Source organism: Rhizobium sp. 1399, assembly GCF_031455475.1.
In the GTDB taxonomy this organism is placed as follows: Bacteria; Pseudomonadota; Alphaproteobacteria; order Rhizobiales; family Rhizobiaceae; genus Rhizobium.
This window is the reverse complement of sequence record NZ_JAVDSU010000010.1, coordinates 221,979-247,351: the sequence shown is the minus strand read 5'-3', so window position 1 is coordinate 247,351 and position 25,373 is coordinate 221,979. Positions and strand designations below refer to the sequence as shown.

Genomic DNA, 25,373 nt, shown 5'->3' with positions numbered 1-25,373 from the left:
GGATGACGAGGACGGGCTTGAGGCGGGAGGGCGTGGCAATCGGCTCTTCGCTCGCTACCATAGAGAATATTGCACCCTTCTAGCATAATCGGCGGCGCGAAGCAGATGGGTGACGGAGCGGCGTATTCCCTTGAATTTCTGCCGTCTGTAGTCGAGCTTCGTCGCAATCGCCGTTTCGTGGCTGTTCGGCCCTAGCTCTATCAGATTGTTCTTGACCGTAAAGGTATTAACCTCGGTCGACCACCCGCGCTCTAATGCCACATCGAAGGGATAGACCATGACAGTCATGGTCCGGAGAAGCTTCTTTGCGCCGGATCGGGTGACCAGATAGCAGGCAGCCGAACCCTGCGGCCCGTGGATGCAGCGGCCGATGGCATCGCCGAATTTCGTCGTCGCCTTCTGCATGAAGCCCTTGGACCGGTGGTTGAGCAACTTGACCAATTCCGCTTTCGGAACAGCCGCAAGCACAGCCTCTGCACGTTCTATCAGATTGGCCTGCAGTTCCACGTCATCTTCCATGATGATCGCTGCATCATTGCTGCTGTCGAGAAACTCGGTGAGAGCCTTGACGTGGCTGCGATAGCAGCCGTGCTCGCCCGGCAGATAGTTCCTGCCATTGCGAAGAAGAAATTGCCGCTTGTTGATGTCAGCCTTGTCGTGCGGCTGGATCTGCGAGCCATCCACCCCGGATATCCTGACGACGTCGAGCGCCAGCGAATTGGCCTTCCGCGAAAGCCCTTCCCAGCGAGCGATGGAGCGGTTCAGGTTGATGACATAGGCACCGATTTTCATAAAAGCGAAACTTCAGCATGAGACAGAAATGCGGTTCTTTATAAGTCGAGGCTTAACAGCGGGCAACATCCACACGCCCAGATTACCTACCATGCGTTGATTACCCCCTACACCCTTTAGTCGAAAGCAATCATCATGGTAAAGCAATTCTCATATCGATTCCTGCCGCAATAGCTTCACAATCCGCAGACACAAAGCTCGCAGGGACGCAAACAGCCGAGGAACAAACATGGCGCCGAACTACACCAAGACTGCCCTTCTGACAGCCTTTCTGAGCCTGCCGCTCGCGGCATCCGCTCCGCTTCTGGCGCAGGAGAACAAGCCGCGCGAAGCGGTCATCAACGTATCAGGAGAAGGCGAATCGGCATTGGCTCCCGATATGGCCGTCGTCAATCTCGCAGTCGTCAAACAGGCAAAGACTGCCCGCGAAGCGCTCGACGAAAACAACAAGGCGATGAACGAAGTGCTGGCCGCGCTCAAGAAGAGCGGCATTGCCGATCGCGATCTGCAGACCTCGGGCTTTTCGATCCAGCCGCAGTACAATTACCCGCAGCCGGTCGATAACCAGCCGCAGCCGCCGCAATTGATCGGCTACCAGACCAGCAATTCGGTCACCGTGCGCGTCCGCGACCTGTCCAAACTGGGCGAGATCATCGATCAGTCTGTCACTCTCGGCATCAATCAGGGCGGCGATATCCAGTTCACCAACGACAAGCCGGAAGCAGCCTTGGAGGCAGCCCGCAAAAACGCTGTCGCCAACGCGATCAGGAAGGCGAAGACCTTGAGCGAAGCCGCCGGCGTGAAGGTCGGCCGCATCGTCGAGATCAGCGAGAATGTCATGCGCCCGATGCCGCAGCCGGTCTACCGCGCCGCGATGATGAAGGAAGCCTCCGATGCCGCTGCCGTTCCGGTCCAGGGCGGCGAGAACAGCTACAATGTCACCGTCAGCATGACTTTCGCAATCGAGCAGTAAGGCTCGACAGGGCGCTTCGGCGCCCTGTCCCGACGGGAAAAGCTGCTCAAAAGAAAACCGCCCTTGCTGTCTGCAAGGGCGGTTTTTTATGCGACGGACGATCGTGCGCCTGGTATCAGCGGCGCATGAGCGGGCAACCGCGAACGTTGCCGAAGGTCATCTGGTCGGGGCCGCGGCGGCTCCAGCCCTGCACGATGACACGGCGCGGCGTAACATCGACGACGCGCGTGCGGCGCAGGCCGTAATCCTCGGCGATGTTTTCCGCCATGCGCGGATCGCAGCCGCCACGCGGCGGACGCCCGTAGCCCGGCGGACGGCCGTAACCCGGCGGCGGTGGCGGCGGGCGACGCCAGTCCGGCGGGGGCGGACCACGGTCCGGTTCGCCGATAATGATATTCACCTGTGCTGCAGCCGGCGCAACGGTGCCGGCCAGCGCAGCAGCGGAAAGAAGGGCGGCAAGCCCCGCCTTCGCCAGAAACTGCATCATGAAAAGATCCTCGTGGTTGATAGCCGCGCGGGCAACTGCCGGAGCCTGTTCGGAATCACTTACATACAGTTCCGAGAGAAGACGGTCGAAAGTGCCGCGGTCAAGACAAAACGGCCGGAGCTCAAGTTTTCTAGTTCAAGTTTTCCTGACCCATGTCTTCCTGGCTCTGGCCGAGCGAATTAGCGATACATGAGCGGGCAACCGCGCACATTGGCGAAGGTCATGCGGTCCCAGCCACGGCGGTCGCGGCCGGCAACGACGACCCGGCGCGGCGTAATGTTGGAAATACGCACGTCGCGCAGGCCGGAATAGCGGGCCTTGCGGATGGCCTGCATCGGCGAGCAGCCGCGAACCGGCGGGCGGTGATACTGCGCCTTGACGACGAAATCCGTCTGGGGAGCGGCGAAAGCAACGGAGCCGGCAAACGGGACGGAACTCAGAGCGAGTAGTGCGGCAAGCGAAGCCTTGGCAAGGAAATGCGACATTGGGGTTGTCTCCTCGTGGTGTTTCCTCGATCTCCCCTTTGGGATTGTCGCAAGACTAAACCCATGAAGCTGAATGCCATTCGAACCATCCATTCAGTTGGCATTCACAAGGGTTAATGACCTCACGGACTCAAATGCAGCACCACCTCGCGCCAGTGCGGGTGGTCGCGGTGCTCGAAGAGATAGATGCCCTGCCATGTGCCGAGCATCAGCCGGCCGCTGCTGACGGGAACGCTGATCGAAACCTGCGTGAGCGCCGCCTTGATATGCGCCGGCATGTCGTCAGGTCCCTCCGTCGTATGGACGACCCAGCCCATCGACGGATCGGATGACGGCGGCACGAGGCGACGGAAGAAACTGTTGAGATCCGTCTTCACGTCGGGATCGGCATTTTCCTGAATGAGCAGCGAGCAGGAGGTGTGGCGCACGAAGACCGTCAGCAGCCCGTCTTCCAAGCCGGACCGGCACACGAAGTCATTGGCCTGATCGGTAAATTCGTAGAGGCCCTGGCCGAGGGTGGAAATCACAAAGGTAGTCTGGGGCAAGGCTGTCTCCGTCGCAGATTGTCTCTCGCGAGGTGGCGTGCCTTGCTCTCGAAGTCAATGGCATCGGCTCGATGTTAGAGCCGCAGCAACTCCTCGAAACCGCCATAGATCATGCGCTTGCCGTCAAATGGCATCTTCCACTTGTCGCTGGAAAGGCGCGGATCGGCCATGACCTTGGCATTGACCTCGTCGCGCTGCTGTTTGGATTCGTAGAGGATCCAGGAGAAGACCACCACCTCGTCATCCTTGGCCATCACGGCGCGTGGAAATGAGGTCAGCTCGCCATAGGGCACGTCGTTGCCAAGGCATTCGACATATTCGAGCGCGCCATATTCCTTCCAGATCGATCCGGCATAGGCGGAGAATTCCTTGTAGGCATCGACATTCTCGCGGGGAACGGCGACGATGAAACCATCAACATAGGACATTGCACTTCTCCTCTCGTGTTAACGTCCATAGGACGTTAGACGCCGGCGGCATCCGACATTGCCGCGTCAATTAACGCCGGCGACCGATGCGGCAAGGAGATAAGGGTTAGCCCTGAAGGGTCTTCACCTTCAGAAGGTCAGGGAAAAGTCGCGTCCACAAAAGCACGACGACGATCGTACCGACCCCGCCGACAATGCCGGCCACGACGGGGCCGACCACGCCGGCAAGCATGCCGGATTCGAATTCGCCAAGCTGGTTCGAGGTGCCTATGAAGAGCGAGTTCACAGCATTGACGCGGCCGCGCATCTCATCCGGTGTCAGAAGCTGGACGAGAGAACTGCGAACAACAACGCTGACCGTATCTGATGCACCGATAACGAGCAGGGCGATGACGGAAAGCGCGATGTTGGTTGAGAGCGAGAAGACGATGGTGGCGACACCGAAGACAGCGACCGCCACCATCATCTTGCGGCCGACATCCGATGTGAGCGGCCGGCGGGCCAGCACGATGGACATGGCAAGTGCACCGATGGCGGGTGCCCCGCGCAGCAGGCCAAGGCCCCACGGGCCGGCATGCAGGATATCGCGGGCAAACATCGGCAGCAGCGCTGTCGCGCCGCCAAGCAATACCGCGAAGAGATCGAGCGAAATCGTGCCGAGCATCACCGGCCGGCTGCGGATGAAGGAAACGCCGGCGAAGACGGAGGTAAGTGTCACCGGCTCGCGTTTTGAAGGCGTCCACTCCATGCGAATCGAAATCACGTTGAAGCTCGCGACGGCAAAGAGCACGGCTGCGACCGCGAAAGGCGCAATGGGGCTGACGCCATAGAGAAGACCGCCGAGCGATGGGCCGATGATCAGCGCCGTCTGCATCAGCGAGGTCGAAGTGGCAACCGCTCTCTGCAACATCGAGGCCGGCACGATACTAGGCAGGAGGGCGGCCATGGTCGGCCGCTCGAAGGCGACGACGGCGCCCATGATGGTGACCGCGGCCAGAATTCCGGCCGGCGACAGCCATTGCTGCCAGGTTGCCACCGCCAGCACCAGCGAGGTAACAGCCTCGATCAACTGGCAAACAAGCCCGATCCGCCGGCGGTCGAACCGGTCGGCGACATGACCGACGACAAAGGTCAGCACGGCCATCGGCAGGAACTGGCAGAAACCGACGAGGGCGAGCGCGAAGGCGCTGTGTGTCTGATCATAGATCATCCACCCCATGGCGATACCGACGGCCTGGAAGGAAAGCGAGGAGAAGACGCGGGAGGCGGCGAAGTTCAGATAGCCGGGATGGCGCAGAACGCTATCCCGCTCTTTCACTGGTATGTCCATTGTTCAGTCACCGGCCTGCGGCCAAGCCACAGGCACATATAGGAATCTTATAAGAACGGAACGGTGTTCTGCTTGAAAATGATTTATGTCAACCGGAATAAGCTCCGGCGCGCAATTGCCGCATCAAGTTGGGCGCGGACAGCAGCCGACCATCTGGCACGCGGCAGTATGGAGCTGATCGCGCATATCGAGAAGCCACATGGTCTCTTCCATGACATCAAGGATTGCCGCACGCAAACCCGGATCGACAAGCGCGAGTAGCTCGTTCTGCGAACTGCCTATGGTCGCTGTGCCACTGAGAAGCTTCCTCATCTGCTCGACAGAGGGAGCGGTGGAAATCTCAACCCTATCCAGAATGTCCGGAGACGGAATGCCCATCCAGGCAAGTGCGGAAGCAACGAGCACTTTGGAAAGCGCACGGCACAGAGGACAGGACAATTCCTCAGATGTATTGACGATCTTCCGCTTGAAACAGGCGATCGTCGCCCGGACCTTGCTGTTGACGGCTGCGAACATGCCGACCGCGATCCTTCGGGCAGCGTCGACAGGTCTCAATATGTAGACCCTTTGTCGGCTCCTGAGTGAGGTGGCGGCACTATTTTCCTCATTGAAACCCTGAACAAGAAAATCACCCCTTCCCGCCAGTATTTCCAGAAGGATCATAACATATCCGTCACTACGAGAAATATCGAATTCAAGATTGAAAGAACCATCGCCGATGCTCTCTACAATCCGGATATCCAATACTTCGGAGCGAAGCTCCACCTGATCCAGTTTCATGAAGCCCCCGGTCTGCAGTATCCTCGCGCGCGGCAAAGATACTGCAACCTGAGAGGGATTCATATTAACCCAATACGCTTATGCATCCGGCGTCATCTTGAACCCGGTGCGTAGATCATAGGTGGAAGTCAAGTTATCCCTTAGAACTGCCCTGCTTCGGGCGACGACAGCTCTTCGATGGAATCGACCCTGTCAGGGTAAAAGGCCATATAGCCCTCGATGTTGGCGACGGCGGGATTGGGCGTCTCATACGTCCAGATCGCATTCTTCGAACGCTCACCGCCAACAGGAATGCTGTAGTAGGAGGCGTCCCCCTTATAGGGGCAATGGCTCTCGTGGTCGGTGCGCTCGAGCAGCGACATGTCCACATCCTTGCGTGGAATATACTGCACCGGCGGATAGGAAGCCTCGCGAAGCGTCAGCGCATCATGCGTATCAGCAATCACGCGGCCACCCAGCTTGACGACGATACGGGAGGGATTGTGTTCGACGGTGATCGGATGGTCCGGCCCGGGAATCTTGATCGGCTTGCCTGACATGGATGTCATCTCCGGATTGATATCTCTTGGAAAGAGATAGGGTACGCAAGCGACCATCCCAAGGGGTCAGCAGCTCCCTTCTCGTTCTTGGCGGATTTCATAAGCCCGCAGATGTGTGGATGAGGGACAGCATCGGCGGCTTCGTACCGGACCGCGCAATCATATCGCCGATGATGATGAGGAAAGAGCCGCGAAGGCGTCCACCTCCGCGGCTTGTGATCTGCTATCCGCTTACCAGCGATCGAGGCCGAGCAGCTTACGGCCGAGTGGCGTCAGCTCGGCGGTCTTGGCGTTATGCTTTTCCCATTCGCGCGGATCGCCGGGGAAGGCATCACGCTTCGGATGGTCGAGCTCCCTCCATAGGCGGATGCGCTCTTCGCGCTCTTCGGCATTGTCGTATTCGGCCGGATGCATGGAGATATATTGCGCCATGCGCACACGGTTCTCCGCATGGTTTGGGCGAACACCATGGGCAAGCAGCGAATTGAAGATCATCAGATCGCCCGGCTCCATGTCGATATTGACAACGGAAAGACCGGTCATATCTGGATGCATCGGATCGCGATCCTCGGGTTGCGTCTTCACCCATTCGTCGAAATGCTCGAAGAGATAGGGAACGCACTGGAAGCCGCCGACATCGCCGTCCTGCTTCTTGAGACTCAGCACGCCCTGCACGCCGATCGGCAGCGGCCGGATGGACGTATCGACATCCCAATGAATGAAGCCGTTCGGATTGCCCTTGACCTTCTTCGGCGGGTTCAGATTGGCGCGGTCGATCGTCACCCACAGGTCTTCGCGGTCCCAGATGTCGACGAAGACATCGTAGACGCGCTTTTCCATGCGGTTATCCCAGAGGGCCTGGTGATTGTAGATCTCCAGCATACCGGTATTGTTGAGCTCTTTCATCTTGTGCTCACGGCGCTGCGGCGCATACCAGGTGGAAGAATCGTTCGGATCCTTCTCGTCAAAACGCCAGAGCACTTCCGCAAGCCGCTCGACATTGGCTGCAGGAACGGCCTGGCGAACGATCACATAGCCCTTCGTCGTCCAATGCTGCCAGTCCGCCTCCGAGAGCACGCGCAGCGGCAATCTCTTCTTGATGTCCTTGAGCTGGGTGGTGACCGACGAGGCCGTCGGATGAGCGTCGCGTTTCGCTGCCAGTTGCATGAGATCCTCCCATCGTTTGATCCATCCCTGTGGTTTCAGGCAATAAGGAGAGTGTAGTGCACGGGCTCCGGCCATGTTGTGCCAGCTTGGCAAATTATGATACTATTCTGGCGTCAATAGTCTGAAAGGCGCCCGATGAGGCCTTATCTAGAGATATTGCCGCGGCATGCCGACAGCTCCTGGAGCATGCTGAACCGGCGGCTGGATGACGCGATCCCGTTCCAGTGGCACCATCATCCCGAGTTCGAGCTGACGCTGACACTGAATTCCATCGGCCAGCGTTTCATCGGCGACCATACCGGGGAATATGAGGATGGCGACCTCGTGTTGGTCGGCCCCAACCTGCCGCACACCTGGGTATCGCGCGCGAAATACGACGAGGCAAACCCGCATATCGCCCTCGTGCTCTGGTTCCATCCGGACTGGATACAGAAGATGACATCGGGGGCTGTAGAGCTTCGTCCGGTCGAGTCCATGCTTGTCCGCGCAGATCGCGGCCTCCACTTCTCGAAGGAGGCAGCCGAAGCCGTCCGCAACGACATCGAGGCGATCTTCGCAAAGCCGCCCGCTGAACGGCTGCTCTCGCTCTTCGACATTCTCGGCTCCATCGCCGGCGACCGGCAGGCATCTGCGCTGGCCAGCACACCTGGTCAAAGCCGAGAATTGCAGGAGAACCGTGAGCGCATCGACCGGGTACTCACCCACCTGCATCTGAATTATGCCCGCACGATCGCACTGGAAGAGCTCGCCAATATAGCCGCACTCAGCGTCTCCGGCCTGCACCGGCTCTTCCGCCGTCACACTGGTACGACCGTCTCCGACTATCTGATCCGTATGCGCATCGGTGATGCCTGCGCGCGCCTTTCGGCCACGGTCCAGCCCGTCGGCCATATCGCCGATGCCGTCGGCTATAGTTCGCTTGCCAATTTCAACCGGCAGTTCAGGGCACAGACCGGAATGACGCCGCGGGAATACCGCAACGTCTTCCGCCGCGCCTAAGCTTTCTCGTTTCGGCGTAGGCTGGCAAAACCAAGCCCAATGACGGCTGCGAGCACACAGGCGATCCCGAATATCTGGTTGAGGCCGATCGCTTCCCCCAGGAAAAGGAAGGCGAAGATGACGGCGGATACCGGCGCCACGGCGGTAAACAGAGACGCTTCCGCACCGCTTACGCGCTCCGCCCCCGCATACCAGAGCACGAAGCCGCCGACCGTCGGCACCAGCGCGTAATAGATCACCGCAGCGACGGCGGACTGCACATCGATGCCGATATCATGGTGCTCGAACAGAGCCGGTACGGCTGCGACCACGAAACCAATCGCCGTCATCAACGCCGACTGCGTCAGCGGCGGAATGGCCGTACCAAGCCGCTTGTTCAGAAGAATGAACAGCCCTTCGCAGATGACGGCCCCGAAGATCATGATATCACCGACAAGAGACCCTCGCCCGGCCGCCGGCGAAAAGGCGATGGAAAAGACACCCGCAGCCGCAAGCCCGATCGCCAGCAGCAGGAAACCATGCGGCTTCTCGCCAAGCAGGAGGATGGAGATCGCCGCAGAGACGACCGGCAGCGTGCCGATGATGACGCCGGCATTGGCCGCCGATGTCAGCGACAGGCCTGAGATCAGCAAGGTCGTGTAGCCAACGCTCCCGGCCCCCGCCTGTGTGACGAGGATCAGCCAGTCCCGCCCGGAGAGCCGCGGCAGCCGCGATCCCGTCCAGCGCATGAGGAAAAGGAAGAAGGGAAAGGCTACGGCAAAGCGTAGCGCCGTCGCCGTAAAAGGCGGCAGGCCCGAGGCAATGACCTTACTGGCGATGACAGTGCTGCCAACCGTCACCATGGCCAGCGTGAGATAGATATACCCCTGAAATTCCCTGCTCATCTGCCGCTCCCTTCGAGATGGAGCAAACAAACAGGTTGGGCAGCGCGGGGTCTTGAACGAAATTGCAGGAGATCAGGAATGGCCGCGCGCATAAGCGCCGGGCGTCAGGCCATAGCGGGAAACGAAGGCGCGCGTCATATGGCTCTGGTCGGCAAAGCCGCTTTCGGCGGCAGCCTCCGCGAGCGCCGCGCCACCGGCGATCAGCCGCCGGGCAAGATGCACGCGAGCCTGAACGAGATAGGCATGCGGCGTAAAGCCCGTCACCCGTGCAAAAGCGCGCAGCACCTGAAACCGGCTGAGGCCGCTCTCCCCTGCCAGATCGGAAAGCGAAATCTCCGCCGCCGGATCGTCATCGATCATGCTGCGGGCCTGAACAATGGAATGCGGTGCCGTTGCCGGCTCCTCCCGTATCGCCGTTTCCCGCAGGGCATCGGCAATGACCGACAGTAGCAGCTCCTCGCAGCGCATTCGTTCCTCGTTGCCGGTCACGGCAGAAAACAGCGCGCGAAATCGTTCGGCAAGTAACCTGTCGTGAATGACGGGGTGCGGAATCTCCGAGCGGCCGATCCCGCCCTGTGCAACCTCGCGCGCAAGACCCTCCATCACGGCAGGATCGAAATAGAGAATGCTCCAGGAGCGCGCCTCGCCGATCGGCGTCCCGTCATGAACCTCATTTGGATTGACGGTGATGAGATCGCCGGCCTCCGCCTCGACCATGCCGCGTCCGCTCAGCGATTTCTGCGCACCGGAAAAAATAAGGCCAATGCCGAACTGCTCATGCGTATGGCGCGCGAAACGATGACCAGATGTCGCCACAACCGCTTCAACGCCGGGCACGGACGAGCGCAGCATCCTGAACTGGCTGGCGGCCATGGCAATCTCCTTCCCGGCCGACTTTGACAGCCGGCCGCAAGCCGGGCAAGCGCGGAAGCAAGTCCAGCAAAAGTGCGCAGCGATTTTGCCTCAAAACAAAGAGTTCTAAAAGAACTCATCCAGGAGCTGATAGTAGTCCATCTTCACGGGATCGATGATCGACAAGCCGTAAGCATTGAGGAACAACCGCACGAATTCCTCGCCGAAATTATAGGCGATGCTGTGGCAGGCAAGCGCGACATCCTGATAGCGGTCGGCGACGCCAAGGCGGCAGCAATCGATATAACCGGCAAACCGCCCGTCTGCGACCATGAAGTTCGGCAGGCAGGCATCGCCATGCGCAACGACGAGATTTTCGCTTTCGGGCCGCAGCCGCTGCAATTCGCCGAAGAGGAAGAAGGCGCTTTTGCCGAGCCGTATCTCGTCGAAATCCGTCTCGTCGACGACGCCGGCTCGCATGCGCGCTTCAGCGACCGCGAGGCGCTTCTCCAGCCGATGATCGAACGGACAGGCGCCGATATCGACGTTATGGAGAGTGCTAAGCGCAGAGGCGAGGATCTCGATCCGCTCTTCGGGCAGCAGCGCCGCGGCAGTGACGAGATCGGCGCCCGGCAGTGCCGTCATCAGGAGAAAACTACGTTCGCCATCGCTCTCATAGCCGATGAGCTCGGGGCAATCGAGGCCCTGGCTGCGAAGCCAGACGAGCCTCTCGGCCTCATCGGCAAGCTCGCAAAACGGCCCCGCCTCTTCGACCTTCAGGTAAAGCCCTGGACGCCTCTCGCCTTCCAATCGGAAAACGCAAGCCGAGGAACGGCCGAGCGCGTCCCGCCGCCATTCATAGCCGCCGAGATGGCTCCGGAGTGAAACTGGAAGCCTGCCATCTTCCTGAAGCGGAACGACCATGACAATCCTATGATGGGAAAGAGCTCTGCCCGAGAGCTCCGCGTGGGCGCCTTAGTGGAAGGTTTCGGCCGGCGCGCTTTCCAGAAGAATTTCGAAAGCTTCTTCCAGAGCCGCGACCAGAATATCGGTCAGCTCGTCGGCCTTGTTTTCCAGAAACATCAGGCTGACAGCTTCTTCCTGACGCTCGAAGAAGTGCTCGATCTCGTTCGACATATCATTGTCCCCTTATCCACCATAATCATCACGGCCATGGGAAAACGATAGAGATGGTTCCTTGCGCGTGGCTTGTTTCGGGATGGGCGCGACCAAAGGTGCCGCCGACTATTCGCGAATATCGTATTTTCCATACTGGCTACGGGGGATCAAGCCGCCCACTTCGTGGGCAAACGAAACCACTTTCGTGGCATCCGCATCCACCTCACAACGGAAACGAACATGGTACCAGCCCTTGGCCGTACCAAAGGCTGCATCGTCGATATTCAGCAGGGTTCCTGCTCGCAACCCGTACTGGGGTAGTGCGTAGGGCTGGTAACTCGGGGAACCGTAAGCGAGTTGGGCTCGAAGCTCGCTGGCGCAAAGAACGGCCACCCTTTTGCTACGTGGGAGACCGTCGACTGCAGACTGCGCAAGGGAGCTTCCGTCCTCAGTGGACGAGAACAGCGTCTTGGCGTTCGCGAGATCATTGTTCTTCACCATCTCTTTTGGCTTTTCAGGCGTTTTCTGCGGCGGCGGCTTGGTCTGCTCGATACTGGTCTTGGCTTCACCCGACACGTCTGCTGACGGCCCATTTGGCTCCGGAGAAGCATCAGCCGCCGCAACTTCCGGAAGCTTCACATCATCTGGAACGGGCCTTGATGGAGGCGTCTCAGTTTTTGGTTTCTCCGCGGCGGCCTCTGTGGGCATTTGCTGCGGCTCAACATCACGCTTTGGGGGCGTCGTTGCCGCCTTTGCTTCGCCTTCAGACGAATTGCCTGCCAACGTTTTTTTGGGACCACTATTCTTATCGCCAAATTCCGTGACAACACGCATAGGCGGCATAGGCGGCGGCTTCGTTTTTTCTGCCGTCTCTGCGGCAGGCGGAGGTGATTGCGGCGGTGGCGGTGGAGGCGGTGGCTGCTTGGCCTTCGCCTGTTCCTTCGGCTTCTCTTCCTCTTTCGGCTTTTCCTCGGGCTTCTTCTCTTCCGGCGGCGGGACGAGCTCGACCTTAACGCTCTCATCTTCTGCGGGCTTCGGCTGGATATCAGGCAAGCCGAAAATGAGGAGCGCGACCAAGGGAATATGCACGAGCACGGACGCGACCACACCCCAGCGAACGCGAGGCTCCTGGTGCTCCTTTTCGTGATCGGTATCTGCCGGTTCGACTTCGTCTTCTGTCACAGCAGCGATGTGGCCTTTAAAACCGGCAGCATCAAGCCACAAATCGAAAAAACCTCGTGAAGTTTGCGCACAGCCCCTATCGCTCCTAGCTCACTGATCGGCCTCGCCATCATCGGCGACCAGATTGTGTTCCTGCCACTCGCTCCTCGGAATGGCGTCACCTATGGCAAAGGCAAAGGCGACAACCGCCTGCCCCGCTGGGTCGACCTCGCAATGGAACCGGACGTTGAACCAGTTGCGCTTGCTGCGAAAAGCCCCGCCATCCACCTCGACGCTGTTACCCCTCACCTTCTCCGCTTTCATGGCATAGGGCGCAACGAGGTCAGGGGCAGAGCCCGGACGCGAACGGCTGATCTGCTCCAGCGCTTCTAGATTGCAGAGCTGCAGATTGCGCTCCCCGCCGGACAATGTGCCGAGCAACTGGCGCGCCTCGCGACTGCGTGGGCTGGCCAGCGTCTTTCCCGAAAAGAGCTCTTTTGCCTGCGTCAACTCCGGCGGACCCGACGTCACCGGCTTCGGCGATGTCGGCAATGGAGGAGGCATCTCCCTCGATGCCGTCTCGGGTGCCGGCGGGGCATCCTCTCCCGCGGCAGAATTTGCTTTCTCTTCGCTCCTGTCCGGCGGCGGCTGGACGGCAGGCGGCGGAGTTGAAGCGGCGATCGCAGGCGGTGTCACGACTTCAACGTCGATGCTGTCTTCCGGCGCAGGCCTGATGGGCTGCACATCAGGCAGGAAAGCAAGCAGGAGCAAGCCGATGACCAGATGCAGTACGAGCGATACCGGCCAGGCCGGATCTAATCTTCCTCTCTGCAACTGGCCGGCATGTTCCATCGGCAAGGCAAGTCCATGCTCTGGGTTCAAGGCGCAGCGACACTGCCAGCGCCGCGGGACAACCGCAACGCCGCATCCGGCTCATCACCAGCTATTGGCCATCCTGACCTACGAGAGCGACGCGATGATGTCGCGGTAGTTCACTTCCGAAAATGCCTTCATGGTTTTCGTGCGGACGTTTCCGCCTGTGGCGAGAGACAGCGTGAAGCGCGCCATCACGCGATCATCAGGCGCCTCGCAGACGGCCACCATGTCATATTCGCCCATGGTGAGATAAAACTTGTCGAAGGAACCGCCCATGCCGCCGAGCATGTTCCTTGCCGCATCCAGTCTCTTGGCAGAATCCTTCACGTTCCGGATGCCCTGATCGGTCCAGTTTATCAGCAGAATGTAGGTGGTCATGCTGCACCTCCCGACGGAGGCCACGGTCACGCGGCGCATGATACAGCTCGCACGCCGCGACCGCTCTCTTCCCCCGCTGCCGAAATTATAGGCCTGTCACCACATAGGGACAAGCGGCGCGAGAGTCATCAATCGGGCTAGACGTTCCCCGACGGGCTAATCCGCTCAGGATCGCAGGCAGAGAAAAACCCGGCCAACAAGGCTGGCCGGGTTCTGGTATCGATCGTCTGGAAGACGTGAAAGCTCAGCTGTCGAGGAACGAGCGCAGCTTTCTGGAGCGGCTCGGATGCTTGAGCTTGCGCAGCGCCTTCGCCTCGATCTGGCGGATACGTTCGCGGGTGACAGAGAACTGCTGGCCGACTTCTTCGAGCGTGTGATCGGTGTTCATGCCGATGCCGAAGCGCATGCGCAGAACGCGCTCTTCGCGCGGCGTCAGCGATGCCAGAACGCGGGTCGTCGTCTCGCGCAGGTTCGCTTGGATGGCGGCGTCGATCGGCAGAAGCGCGTTCTTGTCCTCGATGAAATCGCCGAGATGCGAATCTTCTTCGTCGCCCACAGGGGTTTCGAGCGAGATCGGCTCCTTGGCGATCTTCAGGACCTTGCGGACCTTTTCGAGCGGCATGGCGAGCTTTTCGGCCAGTTCTTCCGGCGTCGGCTCGCGGCCGATTTCATGCAGCATCTGGCGCGAAGTGCGGACGATCTTGTTGATCGTTTCGATCATGTGCACCGGAATACGGATCGTGCGGGCCTGGTCGGCGATCGAGCGGGTGATCGCCTGACGGATCCACCACGTCGCATAGGTCGAGAACTTGTAGCCGCGGCGGTATTCGAACTTGTCGACCGCCTTCATCAGGCCGATATTGCCTTCCTGAATGAGGTCGAGGAACTGCAGACCGCGGTTCGTGTACTTCTTGGCGATGGAGATGACGAGGCGAAGGTTCGCTTCGACCATTTCCTTCTTGGCGATACGCGCTTCACGCTCGCCCTTCTGCACCATGTGCACGATGCGGCGGAATTCCGAGATCGAAATGCCGGTTTCCGTTGCGAGATTCTGGATCTCCTGGCGGATGTCGCGGATCGTCGTGTTCTCGCTCTTGGCGAATTCCTTCCAACCGCGGGCGGCCAGATTGCCGATCGACTTCATCCAGTTCGGATCGAGCTCAGCACCCTGATACTGCTCCAGGAACGAGTCGCGCTTGACGCCGTAGGATTCGGCCAGACGCAACAGGCGGCCTTCGTTCTGCACGAGGCGCTTGTTGATGTCATAGAGCTGCTCGACCAGCGCATCGATGCGGTTCTGGTTGAGCGACAGCGACTTCACGGCCTTGATCAGCTCGTCCTTGAGCTCCTTGTAGCGGCGCTCCTGGGCGGAAGACAGCGTGCCGGTGGCGGCAAGGCGCTGCTCGACCTGCTGGTCCTGCAGCTTGCGCAGCTTCTTGTAGGTCTCGGCAATGATGTCGAGCGTTTCCATGACCTGCGGGCGAAGCTCGGCTTCCATCGCGGCGAGCGAGAGGTTCGATTCGTCCTCGTCCTCTTCCTCCTCTTCCGGAGGCATGCCTTCGCCGCCGACATCGGTGATGTCGTCATCACCGGAGCGGGCGCGCCGGGTCTTTTCCTTTTCCTCGGCAGCCTTGCGGTCGGCCTCGATCTTCTCGGGACTCTGGAACTGCGGGGCAGCCTTGGCTTCCGGACCGGAATAGGTCGTTTCGAGATCGATGATCTCGCGCAGGAGCGTCGTGCCTTCGTTCAGTTCGTCGCGCCAGATGATCAGCGCCTGGAAGGTCAGCGGGCTCTCACAGAGGCCTGCGATCATCGTTTCGCGGCCGGCCTCGATGCGCTTTGCAATGGCGATTTCGCCTTCGCGCGACAGAAGCTCGACGGAACCCATTTCGCGCAGATACATGCGCACCGGGTCGTCGGTACGGTCGGTCGGCTCTTTCTTCTTGGCAGTCGCAAGTGCGGTACCGCTGGAAGGTGCGAGTTCGCCGCCCTCACCGTCCTCACTATCAGAGCTGTCGTCGTCATCGCTGCCGGAAGCGCCGGCTTCCTCGGCTTCTTCGTCTTCGATGACGTTGATGCCCATATCTGACAGCATCGACATCGTGTCTTCGATCTGTTCGGACGTCACTTCTTCGGAAGGCAGGACGGCGTTCAGCTCGTCCATCGTCACATAGCCGCGCTTCTTGGCGGCCTTGATCATCTTCTTGACCGCGTCATCGGAAAGATCGAGAAGAGGGCCGTCGCTTGCGCCGTCGCGTTCGACTTCCGCTTCTTCGTTCTCTTTGACCTTCGTTGCCATTTATATCGTCGCCTTCCTGACGCTATTCATACTCGCTGCGGTGAATGGCCCTGTCGTGGCCTGGCACGTGCGCGCCGGCCTCGAATCACCTATACCCACCTAACGGGATGACATTTAAAGCCTGATTAACCACGATAGCCGGCATCGGACAGCAAAATTTCATTGCTATTGGATTTCCGGCCATGGTTGTGCGATCCGCCTTGACCCAGTTCACCGCTCAAGTCGAACGGTGATTCCCACAAAATTTGTTCTCGTCAAGCTTTTCCAGAAAAAAAGCCACCGAAAACCCGGAAAAAGCCTTATCCACAGGCTTTGAACCGCGCCAGCGATTGCTACGCTTATTTAGTATGTCACCAGGGAAAGACAAGGGCTTTCGGACAAACACGAGAATAGCTGCGGATCATTCCCATCACACGCCGCAGATTCTTCGCAAATCGCCAACATGAGTTGCAAAAGCAAATCGCGCACGATTATGGCGAATCTCTAATTCTTCAAAAGCCATGATGCGGCAGTAGGGCGAGGATCGCGTTGAGAAATAAGCTGATCATTCTGGCAACCGTCCTAGCAGCCGTCGCCGTCAGCGTTCTCGGCTATACGAAGGTAATGGCGAGGATCGGCTCAGGCTCGCCGCCTCCGGACGCGCCGCTGGCGCAACAGGCTGACCTCATTCGCGTCTATAAATCCCAACGCCGCATGGTCCTTTTCAAAGGCGACACTCCCGTCTCGACGTATCGGATTTCTCTCGGCAGCGCTGCCGATGGAGGGCCGAAGCAACGGGAGGGCGACGAAAAAACTCCGGAAGGGCGTTATGAAATCGACTGGCGAAATCCCAACTCCATGGCGCATCTCAGTCTGCACATCTCCTATCCAAATCCGGCCGATCGGCAGAATGCCGAAGCGAAAGGCCTTGCTCCCGGCGGCGATATCATGATCCACGGGCTTCCCAATGGTTGGGGCTTTCTCCAGAACATGCACCGGCTGTGGGATTGGACGGATGGGTGTATTGCCGTGACCGACCAGGAGATGCGCGATATCTGGGCGCGTGTCCCCAATCATACACCCATCGACACTACGCCCTAGCGCGACAGACCGTCGAACGCATTCACCGTCAAGGCAGACAGATCGAGCGCTGGAATGCAGCGCAGATTGACGGATGCCATCTCCATGCCATTGGGCGCCGTCGCTTCCCCAAAGGGCGCGATGCCGCACTTGGCGCAGAAGTGATGTTTGATGGCATGTGTGTTGAACGTATAGGTCGACAGGTTTTCTTCCGGCACCGTCAGATGCAGCTTCTCCCGCGGCACGAAGCCCAGAAGCCCGCCGCGCCGGCGGCAGAGCGAGCAGTTGCAATCGACTGCTTCCGTAAACGCGCCTTCAACCGTAAAGGCGATATTGCCGCAGTGGCAGCTTCCCTCGTATTTCATTTCCGTCTTCTCACATCCAATCCATCACGACCTTGCCGGAATTGCCCGAGCGCATCGCCTCGAAACCATCTCGGAATTCGTCGATCTTGATGCGATGAGTAATAACAGGCGACAGATCCAGGCCACCCTGCACGAAGGCGATCATCTTGTACCAGGTCTCGAACATCTCGCGGCCATAGATGCCCTTGAGGTTCAGCATCTTGAAGATCACCTTGTTCCAGTCGATCTCGAAACCAGCAGGCGCAATCCCGAGGATGGCGATCTTTCCGCCATTGTTCATCTTGTCGATCATGTCGCGGAATGCGGGCGCCGCACCTGACATTTCAAGTCCGACATCGAAGCCTTCGGTCATACCGATCGATTTCATCACATCGGCGAGGTTTTCCTTCGAAGCATCCACGACGTGATCGATGCCGAGCTTGCGGGCAAGATCGAGCCGATTCGGATTGATATCGGTGATGACGACCTTGCGTGCACCGGAACGCTTGGCAACCAGCGCGCCCATGATGCCGATCGGCCCCGCACCCGTCACCAGCACGTCTTCGCCGACGAGATCGAAGGAGAGCGCGGTGTGAACGGCATTGCCGAACGGATCGAAGATCGCTGCGATCTCATCCGTGACATCGTCGGGGATGGCAACGACATTGGCTTCCGGAATGCAGACGAACTCGCCGAAGGAGCCCGGCCGGTTAACGCCGACGCCGAGCGTATTGCGGCAAAGATGCCCCCTGCCCGCACGGCAGTTGCGGCATTTGCCGCAGACGATATGGCCTTCGCCGGAAACACGTTCGCCGACGCGGTATTTGGTGACGGCAGAGCCGATCTCGGCGATCTCGCCGGAGAATTCGTGACCGACCACCATCGGCACCGGAATGGTCTTCTGCGCCCACTGATCCCAGTTCCAGATATGCACGTCCGTGCCGCAGATCGCCGATTTCTTCACCCGGATCAGCACGTCGTTCGGGCCGACTTCCGGCACCGGCACGTTCTCCATCCAGAGGCCGACTTCGGGCTTCGCCTTGACCAGTGCTTTCATCATGTTGGACATGATCTTTTCTCTCCTCAAGGCTCTCAAATGACGCCGAGTTCACGGCCCGCTTCGGCAAAGACGGCAATCGCCCGCTCCACATCCGCCTTCGAATGCGCCGCAGACATCTGGGTGCGGATACGTGCCTGCCCCTTCGGCACGACCGGGAAAGAAAAGCCGATCACATAGACGCCCTTTTTCAGCATCAGCGCCGCCATATCCTGCGCGAGTTTCGCATCGCCCAGCATGACCGGGATGATCGCATGACCCTCGCCCGCCAGCGTGAAGCCAAGTTTGGTCATTTCAGAGCGGAAGAGCGATGCATTGGCCGTCAGCCGCTCACGCAGCGCATCGCCATTTTCAATGAGGTCGAAGACCTTCAGCGAGGCGGCGGCAATGACCGGCGCCAGCGTGTTCGAGAAAAGATAGGGACGCGAACGCTGCCGCAGCCACTCGACGATCTCGGCCTTGCCCGACGTATAACCGCCGGACGCGCCGCCGAGCGCCTTGCCGAGCGTGCCGGTGATGATATCGACCCGGCCCTCGACGCCGCAATATTCCGGCGAACCGCGGCCATGCTTGCCGACGAAGCCGACGGCGTGGCTGTCATCCACCATGACCATCGCGCCGTACTTTTCCGCAAGATCGCAGACGCCCTGGAGATTGGCGATGATACCGTCCATGGAAAAGACGCCGTCGGTCGCGATCATCTTGAAGCGGCTGCCTTCGGCCTTCTTCAGCTCTTCTTCCAGCGCCGCCATATCATTATTGGCGTAGCGGAAACGCTTGGCCTTGGAGAGGCGCACGCCATCGATGATCGAGGCATGGTTCAGCGCATCGGAAATGATCGCGTCCTCTTCGGACAGCAGCGTCTCGAACAGGCCGCCATTGGCATCGAAGCAGGAGGAATAGAGGATCGTGTCTTCCATGCCGAGGAAGGAGGAGATACGGGCTTCAAGCTGCTTATGCTCTTCCTGCGTGCCGCAGATAAAACGCACCGAGGCCATGCCGTAGCCGTAACGGTCGAGCGCTTTCTTACCGGCGTCCGCCAGTTCCTCGTTATCGGCAAGACCAAGATAGTTGTTGGCGCAGAAATTCAGCACGCGTTCACCAGAGGCAACGGCGATTTCGCCGGCTTGCTTCGACGTGATGACGCGCTCGGATTTATAGAGGCCTGCATCTTTCAGCGCAGCGAGTTCGCCGCGCAGGTGCGAGAGGAAATTCGAGGTCATTGAGGGCCCTTCTCTTGATGTTTCCCGTCTGAGCGTCGGTTAGCATATCGCCGCTGGCTTGTCTTGCTCAACGCTCGACCGTGACAAGCAGAAACATCGGCCGGTCGAGCTCTTCGACCCATTCGGGATGCGCGGTCAGATCCTGCTCGTTCGGCGCCCATTCTTCGACATGGCGGATCGTAAAACCAGCCGATATCAGCATATTGATAGTCGTGCCGAGGCGGCGATGCTGCTTGACGACACCCTTCGCCAGCCAGTCCGTTGTGCGGCTTCCCTCGACGGCATAGCCGTCGAGCGGCCATATGCGCTGCCCATCGGCATCAGTGCTCCAGCCGGCATTGCGCGGCGCCATGAAGATCGGATGCTCGATCGTAAAGACGAAACGCGAACCGGGAACGAGCGCCCGGTAGACTGTGGCGACAAGCCGCTCGAAATTTTTGACATAGTGAAAAGCGAGCGAACTATGCGCGAAATCGAATGAGGCTTCCGGCAGTTCCAGCTCTTCGAGATCGGCAATCCCATAGGTGATCGCCTCATCATGCGTATCCGCCCTCGCCCGGCCGATCATGTTCTCGGATATGTCGAGGCCGAGGACGCTTATAGCACCGACCGAGCGGGCATAGCGGGCAAACCAACCAAAACCACAGCCGAGATCGACCACCCGCTTGCCTGTGAGATCAGGTAACTGCGCGCGAACCGCCGGCCATTCGGCTGCACCCTCAAGCCCTTCGACCGAGCGGCGCATGGCGCTGTATCCGGCGAAGAACTCCGCCGTATCATAGATATTCTGGCTCATGATAATCCTCCGGATGGCCCTTATAGGATACCATCCATCATCACCTCAAGGATCGGGCATCTCAGGGATCAGGACCGTCGCCGATCTCCACGAGGCCGAACCTATGCTGGATCGGCAAGATCGCTTCCGGTGTCGCGGCACCAGCCCGTTCGAGCTCCACGAAGAAATGCTCGAACCCACCAGGCGTGACGAAGCCCATCATCCGGCCCATGCCATCGCTGACATTGCGCCAATGATGCGGAACATTCGGCGGCAGCACGACGACGGAGCCGACGGGCGCCTCGATCATCTCGTTTCCGCACCAGAAACGATAGCTCCCCTCGATGACCCGAAAGACCTCCGTCTCCCGCGTGTGCATATGCCGCGACGGGCCGGTGCCTGGCGCCGAGAAGGTTTCCCATATGCCATAGGCGCCGGCGGTTTCCTCCGCCGTTGCATGAATGAAGACCTGCCCGCCATGCGGATGCCTGGCAATCCGCTCGCGCCCGGGCAGTGATGCGACTGCTCTGTTGAAATGTGCCATTGAAGTTCCCCCAAACTCTGGAACAACCCTAGCAGAGATCTGTGCCGATTGCAGCGGAAGGTACGTGCAACCGGACTATTCGTCGTGGGAGAGAATGATATCGAGGAAGGCGTCGCCGTAGCGCTCGAGCTTCGACTGACCGACGCCCGAAATACCGAGAAGCTCCTTGCGGCTGCGTGGCCGCTCGGTGGCAAAGGCGATCAGCGTCGTATCCGGGAAGACGACATAGGGCGGCACGCCGAGTGACTTGGCAATCGACATGCGCTCGGCCCTCAGCGCTTCGAAGAGCGTGCCATCCGCCCCTGAAAGCCCGGTCCTGCGCTCCGCTCGCTCAGTCTTCTTCGCTCTGCGCTCGGAAGGCGCGCGATCCTTGCGGAAGAAGACCTCACGCTCACGCTTGAAGACAGCGCGCGCCTCCGGCTCCAGCTTCAGGGCTCCGAACGCCTCATGGTCGACGCGGATCAGCCCCATCGCCATCAGCTGGCGATAAACCGATTGCCAGGTGCGAACGGCAATATCCTTGCCTGCGCCGAAAACGGGCATATCGACATGGCGAAAGCGCTCGGTCTTTTCATTACTATTGCCGACAAGCACATCGATCACATGCCCAGCGCCGAAACGCTCGCCGGTGCGGTAGATCGCAGCCAGCGCCTTGATCGCCGCTTCCGTCCCATCCCAGGTCTCGACCGGCTTCAGGCAGGTATCGCAACCGCCGCATTTGCCGGTATGCGCCTCGCCGAAGTGCGCCAGGATCGCTTGGCGCCGGCAGGAAGCCGTCTCGCAGATCGCCAGCAGCGCATTGAGCTTGCCGCGCTCGATGCGCTTAATCTCGTCGGCCGCATTGCCTTCATCGATCATCCGCCGGCGCTGGATCACGTCGGCCATGCCATAGGCCATCCACACCTCGGACGGCAGGCCGTCACGTCCGGCGCGGCCCGTCTCCTGATAATAGGCCTCCACCGAGCCCGGCAGATCGAGATGGGCGACATAACGCACGTTCGGCTTGTCGATGCCCATGCCGAAGGCAACTGTCGCGACAAGGCAAAGCTCTTCTTCCTTCAGGAACGCATCCTGGTTGGCGTCGCGCAGCGCTCGGTCCATGCCGGCATGATAGGCGAGCGCCCGAATGCCCTGGGTGTTCAGCCAGTCGGCGGTTTCCTCCACCTTGGCCCGCGACAGGCAATAGACGATGCCGCTATTGCCTTTGTGGCCGGAAAGGAAACGCAGGAGCTGCTGGCGCGGCTGGTCGCGCTCAACGATCTCATAGGAAATATTCGGCCGGTCGAAGCTGGTGGTGAAGACTTCGGCATTGTCGAGCATCAGCCGCTCGATAATATCCTCCTGCGTATGCGGATCGGCCGTCGCCGTCAGCGCGATGCGGGGCACACCGGGATACTGTTCCGCAAGCTTGCCGAGTTCGCGATATTCCGGCCGGAAATCGTGGCCCCATTGCGAGACACAATGCGCTTCATCGATAGCAAAGAGCGCGATCTTCGTATTGCCGATCAGCTCGCGGAACCCATCCATCAGGATGCGCTCGGGCGTCACATAGAGTAGATCGAGATCGCCTGAGGAAATGCCGCGGCGGATCGCGCCATATTCCTCGCGCGAAATCGAGGAATTCAGTGCCGCAGCACGGATCCCGAGTTGCTTCATCGCCTCCACCTGATCGCGCATCAGCGCGATCAGCGGCGAGACGACGATACCAAGACCCGGGCGGCAAAGAGCCGGAATCTGGAAGCAGAGCGATTTGCCCGCACCTGTCGGGAAGAGCACGACGGCATCGCCACCGGCAACCACATGCTCTACGACTTCCTGCTGCCGCCCGCGAAAGGCAGGGTAGCCGTAGACACGCTTCAGCACATCGAGCGGCTTGGCCGCGCCTGAAAACAGCGCGTCGGATGCGGAAAACAGCGGCTCGTGGCTTTCAGTCTGCGACATCAGTGGCTCGCAGCGCCCTTGACGCGCCCGGAGAGCACACCGAAGCCATCGATAATGGCTTCCTGGTTTTCGAGCCGCAACGCCTCGAAATGCACTTCCTGCGAAGCGCGCATCAGCCGGTCGATCTCGGCATCGTCGCCCGCCTCGGTCGCCTGGGCGATATCACGCTCCAGCTCGATCTTCTGCCAGCGCAGATCCTTGGCGCGCTTGTGGAAGGCGAGCGCCTGGCGATAACCCTCACGGGCATCTTCCATCGCTGCCTGCTCGGTAGCCGTCCAGAGCCGGGCATTACGCACCTGCTGGTCAAGGTTTTTCAGGAGCGAACCGAAGCCGGCGACATCAAGGCATTCCAACAGGTAATCACGCGTCAGATGTGGCCCGGCGACAACGGCAGCTGCTCCCAGCATCGCCGACCAGAGCTTCTGCAGATCGCGATTGTCATAATCGATGGCAGCGATCTCATCATAATCGTCCAGCATCAGCGCGGGATGGTTGACGACGGTCAGCGCCAGCACACACTCCCGGAGCGCCGCATTTTCCTGATGGCCGCGCACGAGCCCCGAACGGGTCAGGCGATCTGATGCGAACGCCTGCGTTCGAGGCCCTCCAGCCTTCCCGCCCCGCTCCTTCTGCCCACGGAAATTGCCCCCGCCGAAATTGCTGCCGCCACCGAAGTTGCGCCGGTCGCCGCCGCGGTTCTGGAACTGCGGCTGGAAGAAGCTGTTCAGCCGGTCGCGCATGTCCTGCTGGTAATGGCGCCGCACATTCTCGTCACCAATGACGGCAACGAGCTGTTTCAGCCGTGCTTCCAGCTCGGCGCGCGCCTCAGGCGTATCGAAGGTCCCGTTTCTCGCCTCGCGGTCCCACAGCATTTCCGACAGCGGCTTTGCCTGCGCCATGACCTTATCGAAAGGCGCCCTGCCATCCTGACGCACGAGATCATCGGGGTCCTTGCCGTCAGGCAGCAGCGCAAAACGCACGCTTCGCCCCGGCTTCAGATGCGGCAGTGCCAGATCGGCGGCGCGGTTGGCGGCGCGAATGCCGGCACCGTCGCCATCGAAGCAGAGCACCGGCTGCGACGTCATCTTCCAGAGCAGATCGAGCTGGTTTTCGGTCAGCGCCGTACCGAGCGGTGCCACGGCATTCTCGATACCGGCCTGATGCAGCGCAATGACATCCATATAGCCTTCGACGGCAATGATGGTGCCTTCGCCATTTGCGCCCTGCATCGCGCGACGCGCCCGGGCGAAATTGTAGAGCACGTTGCCCTTGTGGAAGAGTTCGGTCTCGTTGGAATTGAGATATTTCGCCGGCGCATCCGGTGACATGGCGCGTCCGCCGAAAGCAATGACCTTCTCGCGCGACGACAGGATCGGGAACATGATGCGGTCGCGGAACCGGTCGTAGGAAACAGGCACATTCTCGTGCACCACAAGCCCGCAGGCCTCGATCTGCTCCTTGCTGACACCCTTGCCGGCCAAAAATTCCTTAAGCGCATTGCGGCTGTCGGGTGCAAAACCGAGCCGGAAGGTCTCGATGGTGCGCCCCGTCAACCCGCGGTCGCGCAGATAGGCGCGTGCCCTCGCACCATTCGCCGTCTGCAGCTGGTCCTGAAAGAACTGGGTCGCCATTTCCATGACGTCGAGAAGCGAGGTACGCTCCTTCTCGCGTCTTTCCATCTGCGGATCGGCGACCGGCATCGGCACGCCGGCCATGTCGGCGATCGTCTGCACCGCCTCGGGAAAGCTCAGGCCTTCGAGCTCGGTCAGGAAGCGGAAATGATCTCCGGTCACGCCGCAGCCGAAGCAATGGTAACGGCCCTTGCGATCCTCGCAATGGAAGCTCGGCGACTTCTCGCCATGGAAAGGGCAGCAGGCCCAATAGTCGCCGCGCGACACGTTGGTCTTGCGCTTGTCCCAGCCCACGCGCCGCGCAATCACGTTCGAAATGGGAACGCGGTCGCGGATATCGTCCAGGAAGGTGGGGGAAAAGCGCATCTCTACCTCTTGCAGAACATCCATATAAGCAGCTTTACCGCGCCGCGCCACGAAACTTCTGCCGTAAATCCCGCTTTTCACAGGGCGCAGGACATTGTCACAAACGTCGGCCAATGCCACTCAACAACGTGTTATCGGCCCCTGACTGGGGGTGCGACATTTTTGACATTTTCCAAGTTCCGAGAGAATGGCGCCGTCCATATCGCGGAAAGCCGGTTCGGAGAAAGAATATGAAAAAACAATCAATTAAAAGAGATCGGAGTGGATTGCCCAGGCTTTTTCGGAATGCGCGGCCGAACTCCATATTCACATCCCGACAGGCCGAATCCGGGATTATTA

Annotated in this window: 27 protein-coding genes; 3 read left to right on the top strand and 24 right to left on the bottom strand. The window is 59.9% G+C overall.

Translation table 11 applies throughout. The annotated features are described in order from the left end of the window. Positions 1-54 precede the first annotated feature (54 nt). Positions 55-792 (bottom strand): glycosyltransferase family 25 protein, encoded by a 738-nt coding sequence (locus J2X71_RS27505; protein ID WP_310387125.1) that lies wholly within the window; start codon positions 790-792, stop codon positions 55-57. A 229-nt stretch (positions 793-1,021) separates the two neighbouring features. On the opposite strand from J2X71_RS27505, the gene J2X71_RS27500 reads away from it, so the two are divergent. Further along, positions 1,022-1,765, top strand: coding sequence for an SIMPL domain-containing protein (locus J2X71_RS27500; protein WP_310387123.1), 744 nt, complete (start codon positions 1,022-1,024; stop codon positions 1,763-1,765). Positions 1,766-1,880: 115 nt separating this feature from the next. Here J2X71_RS27500 and J2X71_RS27495 read toward each other — a convergent pair whose 3' ends face one another. The 8 genes from J2X71_RS27495 to J2X71_RS27460 all read right to left on the bottom strand — a co-directional run bounded on the left by J2X71_RS27495 (position 1,881) and on the right by J2X71_RS27460 (position 7,526). Further along, entirely contained in the window at positions 1,881-2,252 is a 372-nt protein-coding gene (locus J2X71_RS27495) for a hypothetical protein (protein WP_310387121.1), read from the bottom strand. Between the two features lie 179 nt (positions 2,253-2,431). Then, positions 2,432-2,737, bottom strand: a complete 306-nt coding sequence (locus J2X71_RS27490; RefSeq protein ID WP_310387119.1) for a hypothetical protein — start codon at positions 2,735-2,737, stop codon at positions 2,432-2,434. 122 nt (positions 2,738-2,859) lie between these two features. Then, positions 2,860-3,282 (bottom strand): secondary thiamine-phosphate synthase enzyme YjbQ, encoded by a 423-nt coding sequence (locus J2X71_RS27485; protein ID WP_310387118.1) that lies wholly within the window; start codon positions 3,280-3,282, stop codon positions 2,860-2,862. 74 nt (positions 3,283-3,356) lie between these two features. Then, entirely contained in the window at positions 3,357-3,710 is a 354-nt protein-coding gene (locus J2X71_RS27480) for a DUF1428 family protein (RefSeq protein ID WP_113324512.1), read from the bottom strand. Positions 3,711-3,816: 106 nt separating this feature from the next. After that, positions 3,817-5,040, bottom strand: a complete 1,224-nt coding sequence (locus tag J2X71_RS27475; protein ID WP_310387115.1) for an MFS transporter — start codon at positions 5,038-5,040, stop codon at positions 3,817-3,819. A 123-nt stretch (positions 5,041-5,163) separates the two neighbouring features. After that, the gene (locus J2X71_RS27470) at positions 5,164-5,820 is read right to left on the bottom strand and encodes a hypothetical protein (protein WP_310387112.1); all 657 of its coding nucleotides are present in this window, start codon (positions 5,818-5,820) and stop codon (positions 5,164-5,166) included. A 140-nt stretch (positions 5,821-5,960) separates the two neighbouring features. Further along, the gene (locus tag J2X71_RS27465) at positions 5,961-6,359 is read right to left on the bottom strand and encodes a DUF427 domain-containing protein (protein WP_310387110.1); all 399 of its coding nucleotides are present in this window, start codon (positions 6,357-6,359) and stop codon (positions 5,961-5,963) included. A gap of 231 nt (positions 6,360-6,590) precedes the next feature. After that, positions 6,591-7,526: a phytanoyl-CoA dioxygenase family protein gene (locus tag J2X71_RS27460; protein ID WP_310387108.1), complete on the bottom strand. Its 936-nt coding sequence runs from the start codon at positions 7,524-7,526 to the stop codon at positions 6,591-6,593. 135 nt (positions 7,527-7,661) lie between these two features. On the opposite strand from J2X71_RS27460, the gene J2X71_RS27455 reads away from it, so the two are divergent. Next, positions 7,662-8,525 (top strand): AraC family transcriptional regulator, encoded by an 864-nt coding sequence (locus J2X71_RS27455; protein WP_310387106.1) that lies wholly within the window; start codon positions 7,662-7,664, stop codon positions 8,523-8,525. On the opposite strand, the gene J2X71_RS27450 is transcribed toward J2X71_RS27455, so the two are convergent. The 8 genes from J2X71_RS27450 to rpoD form a co-directional block, all read right to left on the bottom strand. Beyond that, positions 8,522-9,409, bottom strand: coding sequence for a DMT family transporter (locus J2X71_RS27450; RefSeq protein ID WP_310387104.1), 888 nt, complete (start codon positions 9,407-9,409; stop codon positions 8,522-8,524). The genes J2X71_RS27455 and J2X71_RS27450 overlap by 4 nt on opposite strands. 72 nt (positions 9,410-9,481) lie before the next feature. Beyond that, the gene (locus J2X71_RS27445; protein WP_310387102.1) at positions 9,482-10,282 is read right to left on the bottom strand and encodes an AraC family transcriptional regulator; all 801 of its coding nucleotides are present in this window, start codon (positions 10,280-10,282) and stop codon (positions 9,482-9,484) included. A gap of 105 nt (positions 10,283-10,387) precedes the next feature. Then, a complete protein-coding gene (locus J2X71_RS27440; RefSeq protein ID WP_310387100.1) occupies positions 10,388-11,185 on the bottom strand; it encodes an APH(3') family aminoglycoside O-phosphotransferase in 798 nt (265 codons plus the stop codon). Between the two features lie 51 nt (positions 11,186-11,236). Next, positions 11,237-11,398 carry a hypothetical protein gene (locus J2X71_RS27435; protein ID WP_183740999.1) on the bottom strand — a complete coding sequence of 54 codons (162 nt, stop codon included), beginning with the start codon at positions 11,396-11,398 and terminating at the stop codon, positions 11,237-11,239. A gap of 108 nt (positions 11,399-11,506) precedes the next feature. After that, positions 11,507-12,604 carry a DUF930 domain-containing protein gene (locus tag J2X71_RS27430; RefSeq protein WP_310387097.1) on the bottom strand — a complete coding sequence of 366 codons (1,098 nt, stop codon included), beginning with the start codon at positions 12,602-12,604 and terminating at the stop codon, positions 11,507-11,509. A gap of 48 nt (positions 12,605-12,652) precedes the next feature. Continuing rightward, positions 12,653-13,393: a DUF930 domain-containing protein gene (locus tag J2X71_RS27425; protein ID WP_310387142.1), complete on the bottom strand. Its 741-nt coding sequence runs from the start codon at positions 13,391-13,393 to the stop codon at positions 12,653-12,655. A gap of 108 nt (positions 13,394-13,501) precedes the next feature. Then, positions 13,502-13,795 carry a GYD domain-containing protein gene (locus J2X71_RS27420; protein ID WP_113324502.1) on the bottom strand — a complete coding sequence of 98 codons (294 nt, stop codon included), beginning with the start codon at positions 13,793-13,795 and terminating at the stop codon, positions 13,502-13,504. Between the two features lie 244 nt (positions 13,796-14,039). Further along, complete coding sequence (gene rpoD, locus J2X71_RS27415; protein WP_112543627.1) at positions 14,040-16,094, bottom strand: RNA polymerase sigma factor RpoD; 2,055 nt, start codon at positions 16,092-16,094, stop codon at positions 14,040-14,042. Positions 16,095-16,622: 528 nt separating this feature from the next. Here rpoD and J2X71_RS27410 point away from each other — a divergent pair. Next, complete coding sequence (locus tag J2X71_RS27410) at positions 16,623-17,174, top strand: L,D-transpeptidase family protein (protein ID WP_310387094.1); 552 nt, start codon at positions 16,623-16,625, stop codon at positions 17,172-17,174. On the opposite strand, the gene J2X71_RS27405 is transcribed toward J2X71_RS27410, so the two are convergent. From J2X71_RS27405 to dnaG, 7 genes are all read right to left on the bottom strand, one after another. Continuing rightward, on the bottom strand, positions 17,171-17,518 hold the full coding sequence (locus tag J2X71_RS27405; protein WP_310387093.1) for a GFA family protein: 348 nt from the start codon (positions 17,516-17,518) through the stop codon (positions 17,171-17,173). The genes J2X71_RS27410 and J2X71_RS27405 overlap by 4 nt on opposite strands. Before the next feature lie 10 nt (positions 17,519-17,528). Beyond that, positions 17,529-18,566, bottom strand: coding sequence for an L-threonine 3-dehydrogenase (tdh, locus tag J2X71_RS27400; RefSeq protein ID WP_113324500.1), 1,038 nt, complete (start codon positions 18,564-18,566; stop codon positions 17,529-17,531). A gap of 23 nt (positions 18,567-18,589) precedes the next feature. Further along, complete coding sequence (locus J2X71_RS27395; RefSeq protein ID WP_310387090.1) at positions 18,590-19,777, bottom strand: glycine C-acetyltransferase; 1,188 nt, start codon at positions 19,775-19,777, stop codon at positions 18,590-18,592. 67 nt (positions 19,778-19,844) lie between these two features. Beyond that, a complete protein-coding gene (locus tag J2X71_RS27390; RefSeq protein WP_310387088.1) occupies positions 19,845-20,573 on the bottom strand; it encodes a class I SAM-dependent methyltransferase in 729 nt (242 codons plus the stop codon). Positions 20,574-20,634: 61 nt separating this feature from the next. After that, positions 20,635-21,096: a cupin domain-containing protein gene (locus J2X71_RS27385; RefSeq protein WP_310387086.1), complete on the bottom strand. Its 462-nt coding sequence runs from the start codon at positions 21,094-21,096 to the stop codon at positions 20,635-20,637. A gap of 75 nt (positions 21,097-21,171) precedes the next feature. Continuing rightward, complete coding sequence (gene recQ, locus J2X71_RS27380) at positions 21,172-23,037, bottom strand: DNA helicase RecQ (protein ID WP_310387084.1); 1,866 nt, start codon at positions 23,035-23,037, stop codon at positions 21,172-21,174. Beyond that, entirely contained in the window at positions 23,037-25,034 is a 1,998-nt protein-coding gene (dnaG, locus tag J2X71_RS27375) for a DNA primase (RefSeq protein WP_310387081.1), read from the bottom strand. The genes recQ and dnaG overlap by 1 nt, the downstream gene beginning before the upstream one ends. Positions 25,035-25,373: the final 339 nt, after the last annotated feature.

Excerpts from the sequence above, each read along its gene's own strand:
- J2X71_RS27435 (WP_183740999.1), bottom strand. The coding sequence starts at position 11,398 with ATGTCGAACGAGATCGAGCACTTCTTCGAGCGTCAGGAAGAAGCTGTC.
- J2X71_RS27470 (WP_310387112.1), bottom strand. The coding sequence starts at position 5,820 with ATGAAACTGGATCAGGTGGAGCTTCGCTCCGAAGTATTGGATATCCGG.
- J2X71_RS27465 (WP_310387110.1), bottom strand. The coding sequence starts at position 6,359 with ATGTCAGGCAAGCCGATCAAGATTCCCGGGCCGGACCATCCGATCACC.
- tdh (WP_113324500.1), bottom strand. The coding sequence starts at position 18,566 with ATGTCCAACATGATGAAAGCACTGGTCAAGGCGAAGCCCGAAGTCGGC.
- J2X71_RS27495 (WP_310387121.1), bottom strand. The coding sequence starts at position 2,252 with ATGATGCAGTTTCTGGCGAAGGCGGGGCTTGCCGCCCTTCTTTCCGCT.
- recQ (WP_310387084.1), bottom strand. The coding sequence starts at position 23,037 with ATGTCGCAGACTGAAAGCCACGAGCCGCTGTTTTCCGCATCCGACGCG.
- J2X71_RS27395 (WP_310387090.1), bottom strand. The coding sequence starts at position 19,777 with ATGACCTCGAATTTCCTCTCGCACCTGCGCGGCGAACTCGCTGCGCTG.
- dnaG (WP_310387081.1), bottom strand. The coding sequence starts at position 25,034 with ATGCGCTTTTCCCCCACCTTCCTGGACGATATCCGCGACCGCGTTCCC.
- J2X71_RS27450 (WP_310387104.1), bottom strand. The coding sequence starts at position 9,409 with ATGAGCAGGGAATTTCAGGGGTATATCTATCTCACGCTGGCCATGGTG.
- rpoD (WP_112543627.1), bottom strand. The coding sequence starts at position 16,094 with ATGGCAACGAAGGTCAAAGAGAACGAAGAAGCGGAAGTCGAACGCGAC.
- J2X71_RS27385 (WP_310387086.1), bottom strand. The coding sequence starts at position 21,096 with ATGGCACATTTCAACAGAGCAGTCGCATCACTGCCCGGGCGCGAGCGG.
- J2X71_RS27505 (WP_310387125.1), bottom strand. The coding sequence starts at position 792 with ATGAAAATCGGTGCCTATGTCATCAACCTGAACCGCTCCATCGCTCGC.
- J2X71_RS27500 (WP_310387123.1), top strand. The coding sequence starts at position 1,022 with ATGGCGCCGAACTACACCAAGACTGCCCTTCTGACAGCCTTTCTGAGC.
- J2X71_RS27475 (WP_310387115.1), bottom strand. The coding sequence starts at position 5,040 with ATGGACATACCAGTGAAAGAGCGGGATAGCGTTCTGCGCCATCCCGGC.
- J2X71_RS27440 (WP_310387100.1), bottom strand. The coding sequence starts at position 11,185 with ATGGTCGTTCCGCTTCAGGAAGATGGCAGGCTTCCAGTTTCACTCCGG.
- J2X71_RS27480 (WP_113324512.1), bottom strand. The coding sequence starts at position 3,710 with ATGTCCTATGTTGATGGTTTCATCGTCGCCGTTCCCCGCGAGAATGTC.
- J2X71_RS27445 (WP_310387102.1), bottom strand. The coding sequence starts at position 10,282 with ATGGCCGCCAGCCAGTTCAGGATGCTGCGCTCGTCCGTGCCCGGCGTT.
- J2X71_RS27405 (WP_310387093.1), bottom strand. The coding sequence starts at position 17,518 with ATGAAATACGAGGGAAGCTGCCACTGCGGCAATATCGCCTTTACGGTT.
- J2X71_RS27460 (WP_310387108.1), bottom strand. The coding sequence starts at position 7,526 with ATGCAACTGGCAGCGAAACGCGACGCTCATCCGACGGCCTCGTCGGTC.
- J2X71_RS27390 (WP_310387088.1), bottom strand. The coding sequence starts at position 20,573 with ATGAGCCAGAATATCTATGATACGGCGGAGTTCTTCGCCGGATACAGC.
- J2X71_RS27425 (WP_310387142.1), bottom strand. The coding sequence starts at position 13,393 with ATGGAACATGCCGGCCAGTTGCAGAGAGGAAGATTAGATCCGGCCTGG.
- J2X71_RS27490 (WP_310387119.1), bottom strand. The coding sequence starts at position 2,737 with ATGTCGCATTTCCTTGCCAAGGCTTCGCTTGCCGCACTACTCGCTCTG.
- J2X71_RS27420 (WP_113324502.1), bottom strand. The coding sequence starts at position 13,795 with ATGACCACCTACATTCTGCTGATAAACTGGACCGATCAGGGCATCCGG.
- J2X71_RS27455 (WP_310387106.1), top strand. The coding sequence starts at position 7,662 with ATGAGGCCTTATCTAGAGATATTGCCGCGGCATGCCGACAGCTCCTGG.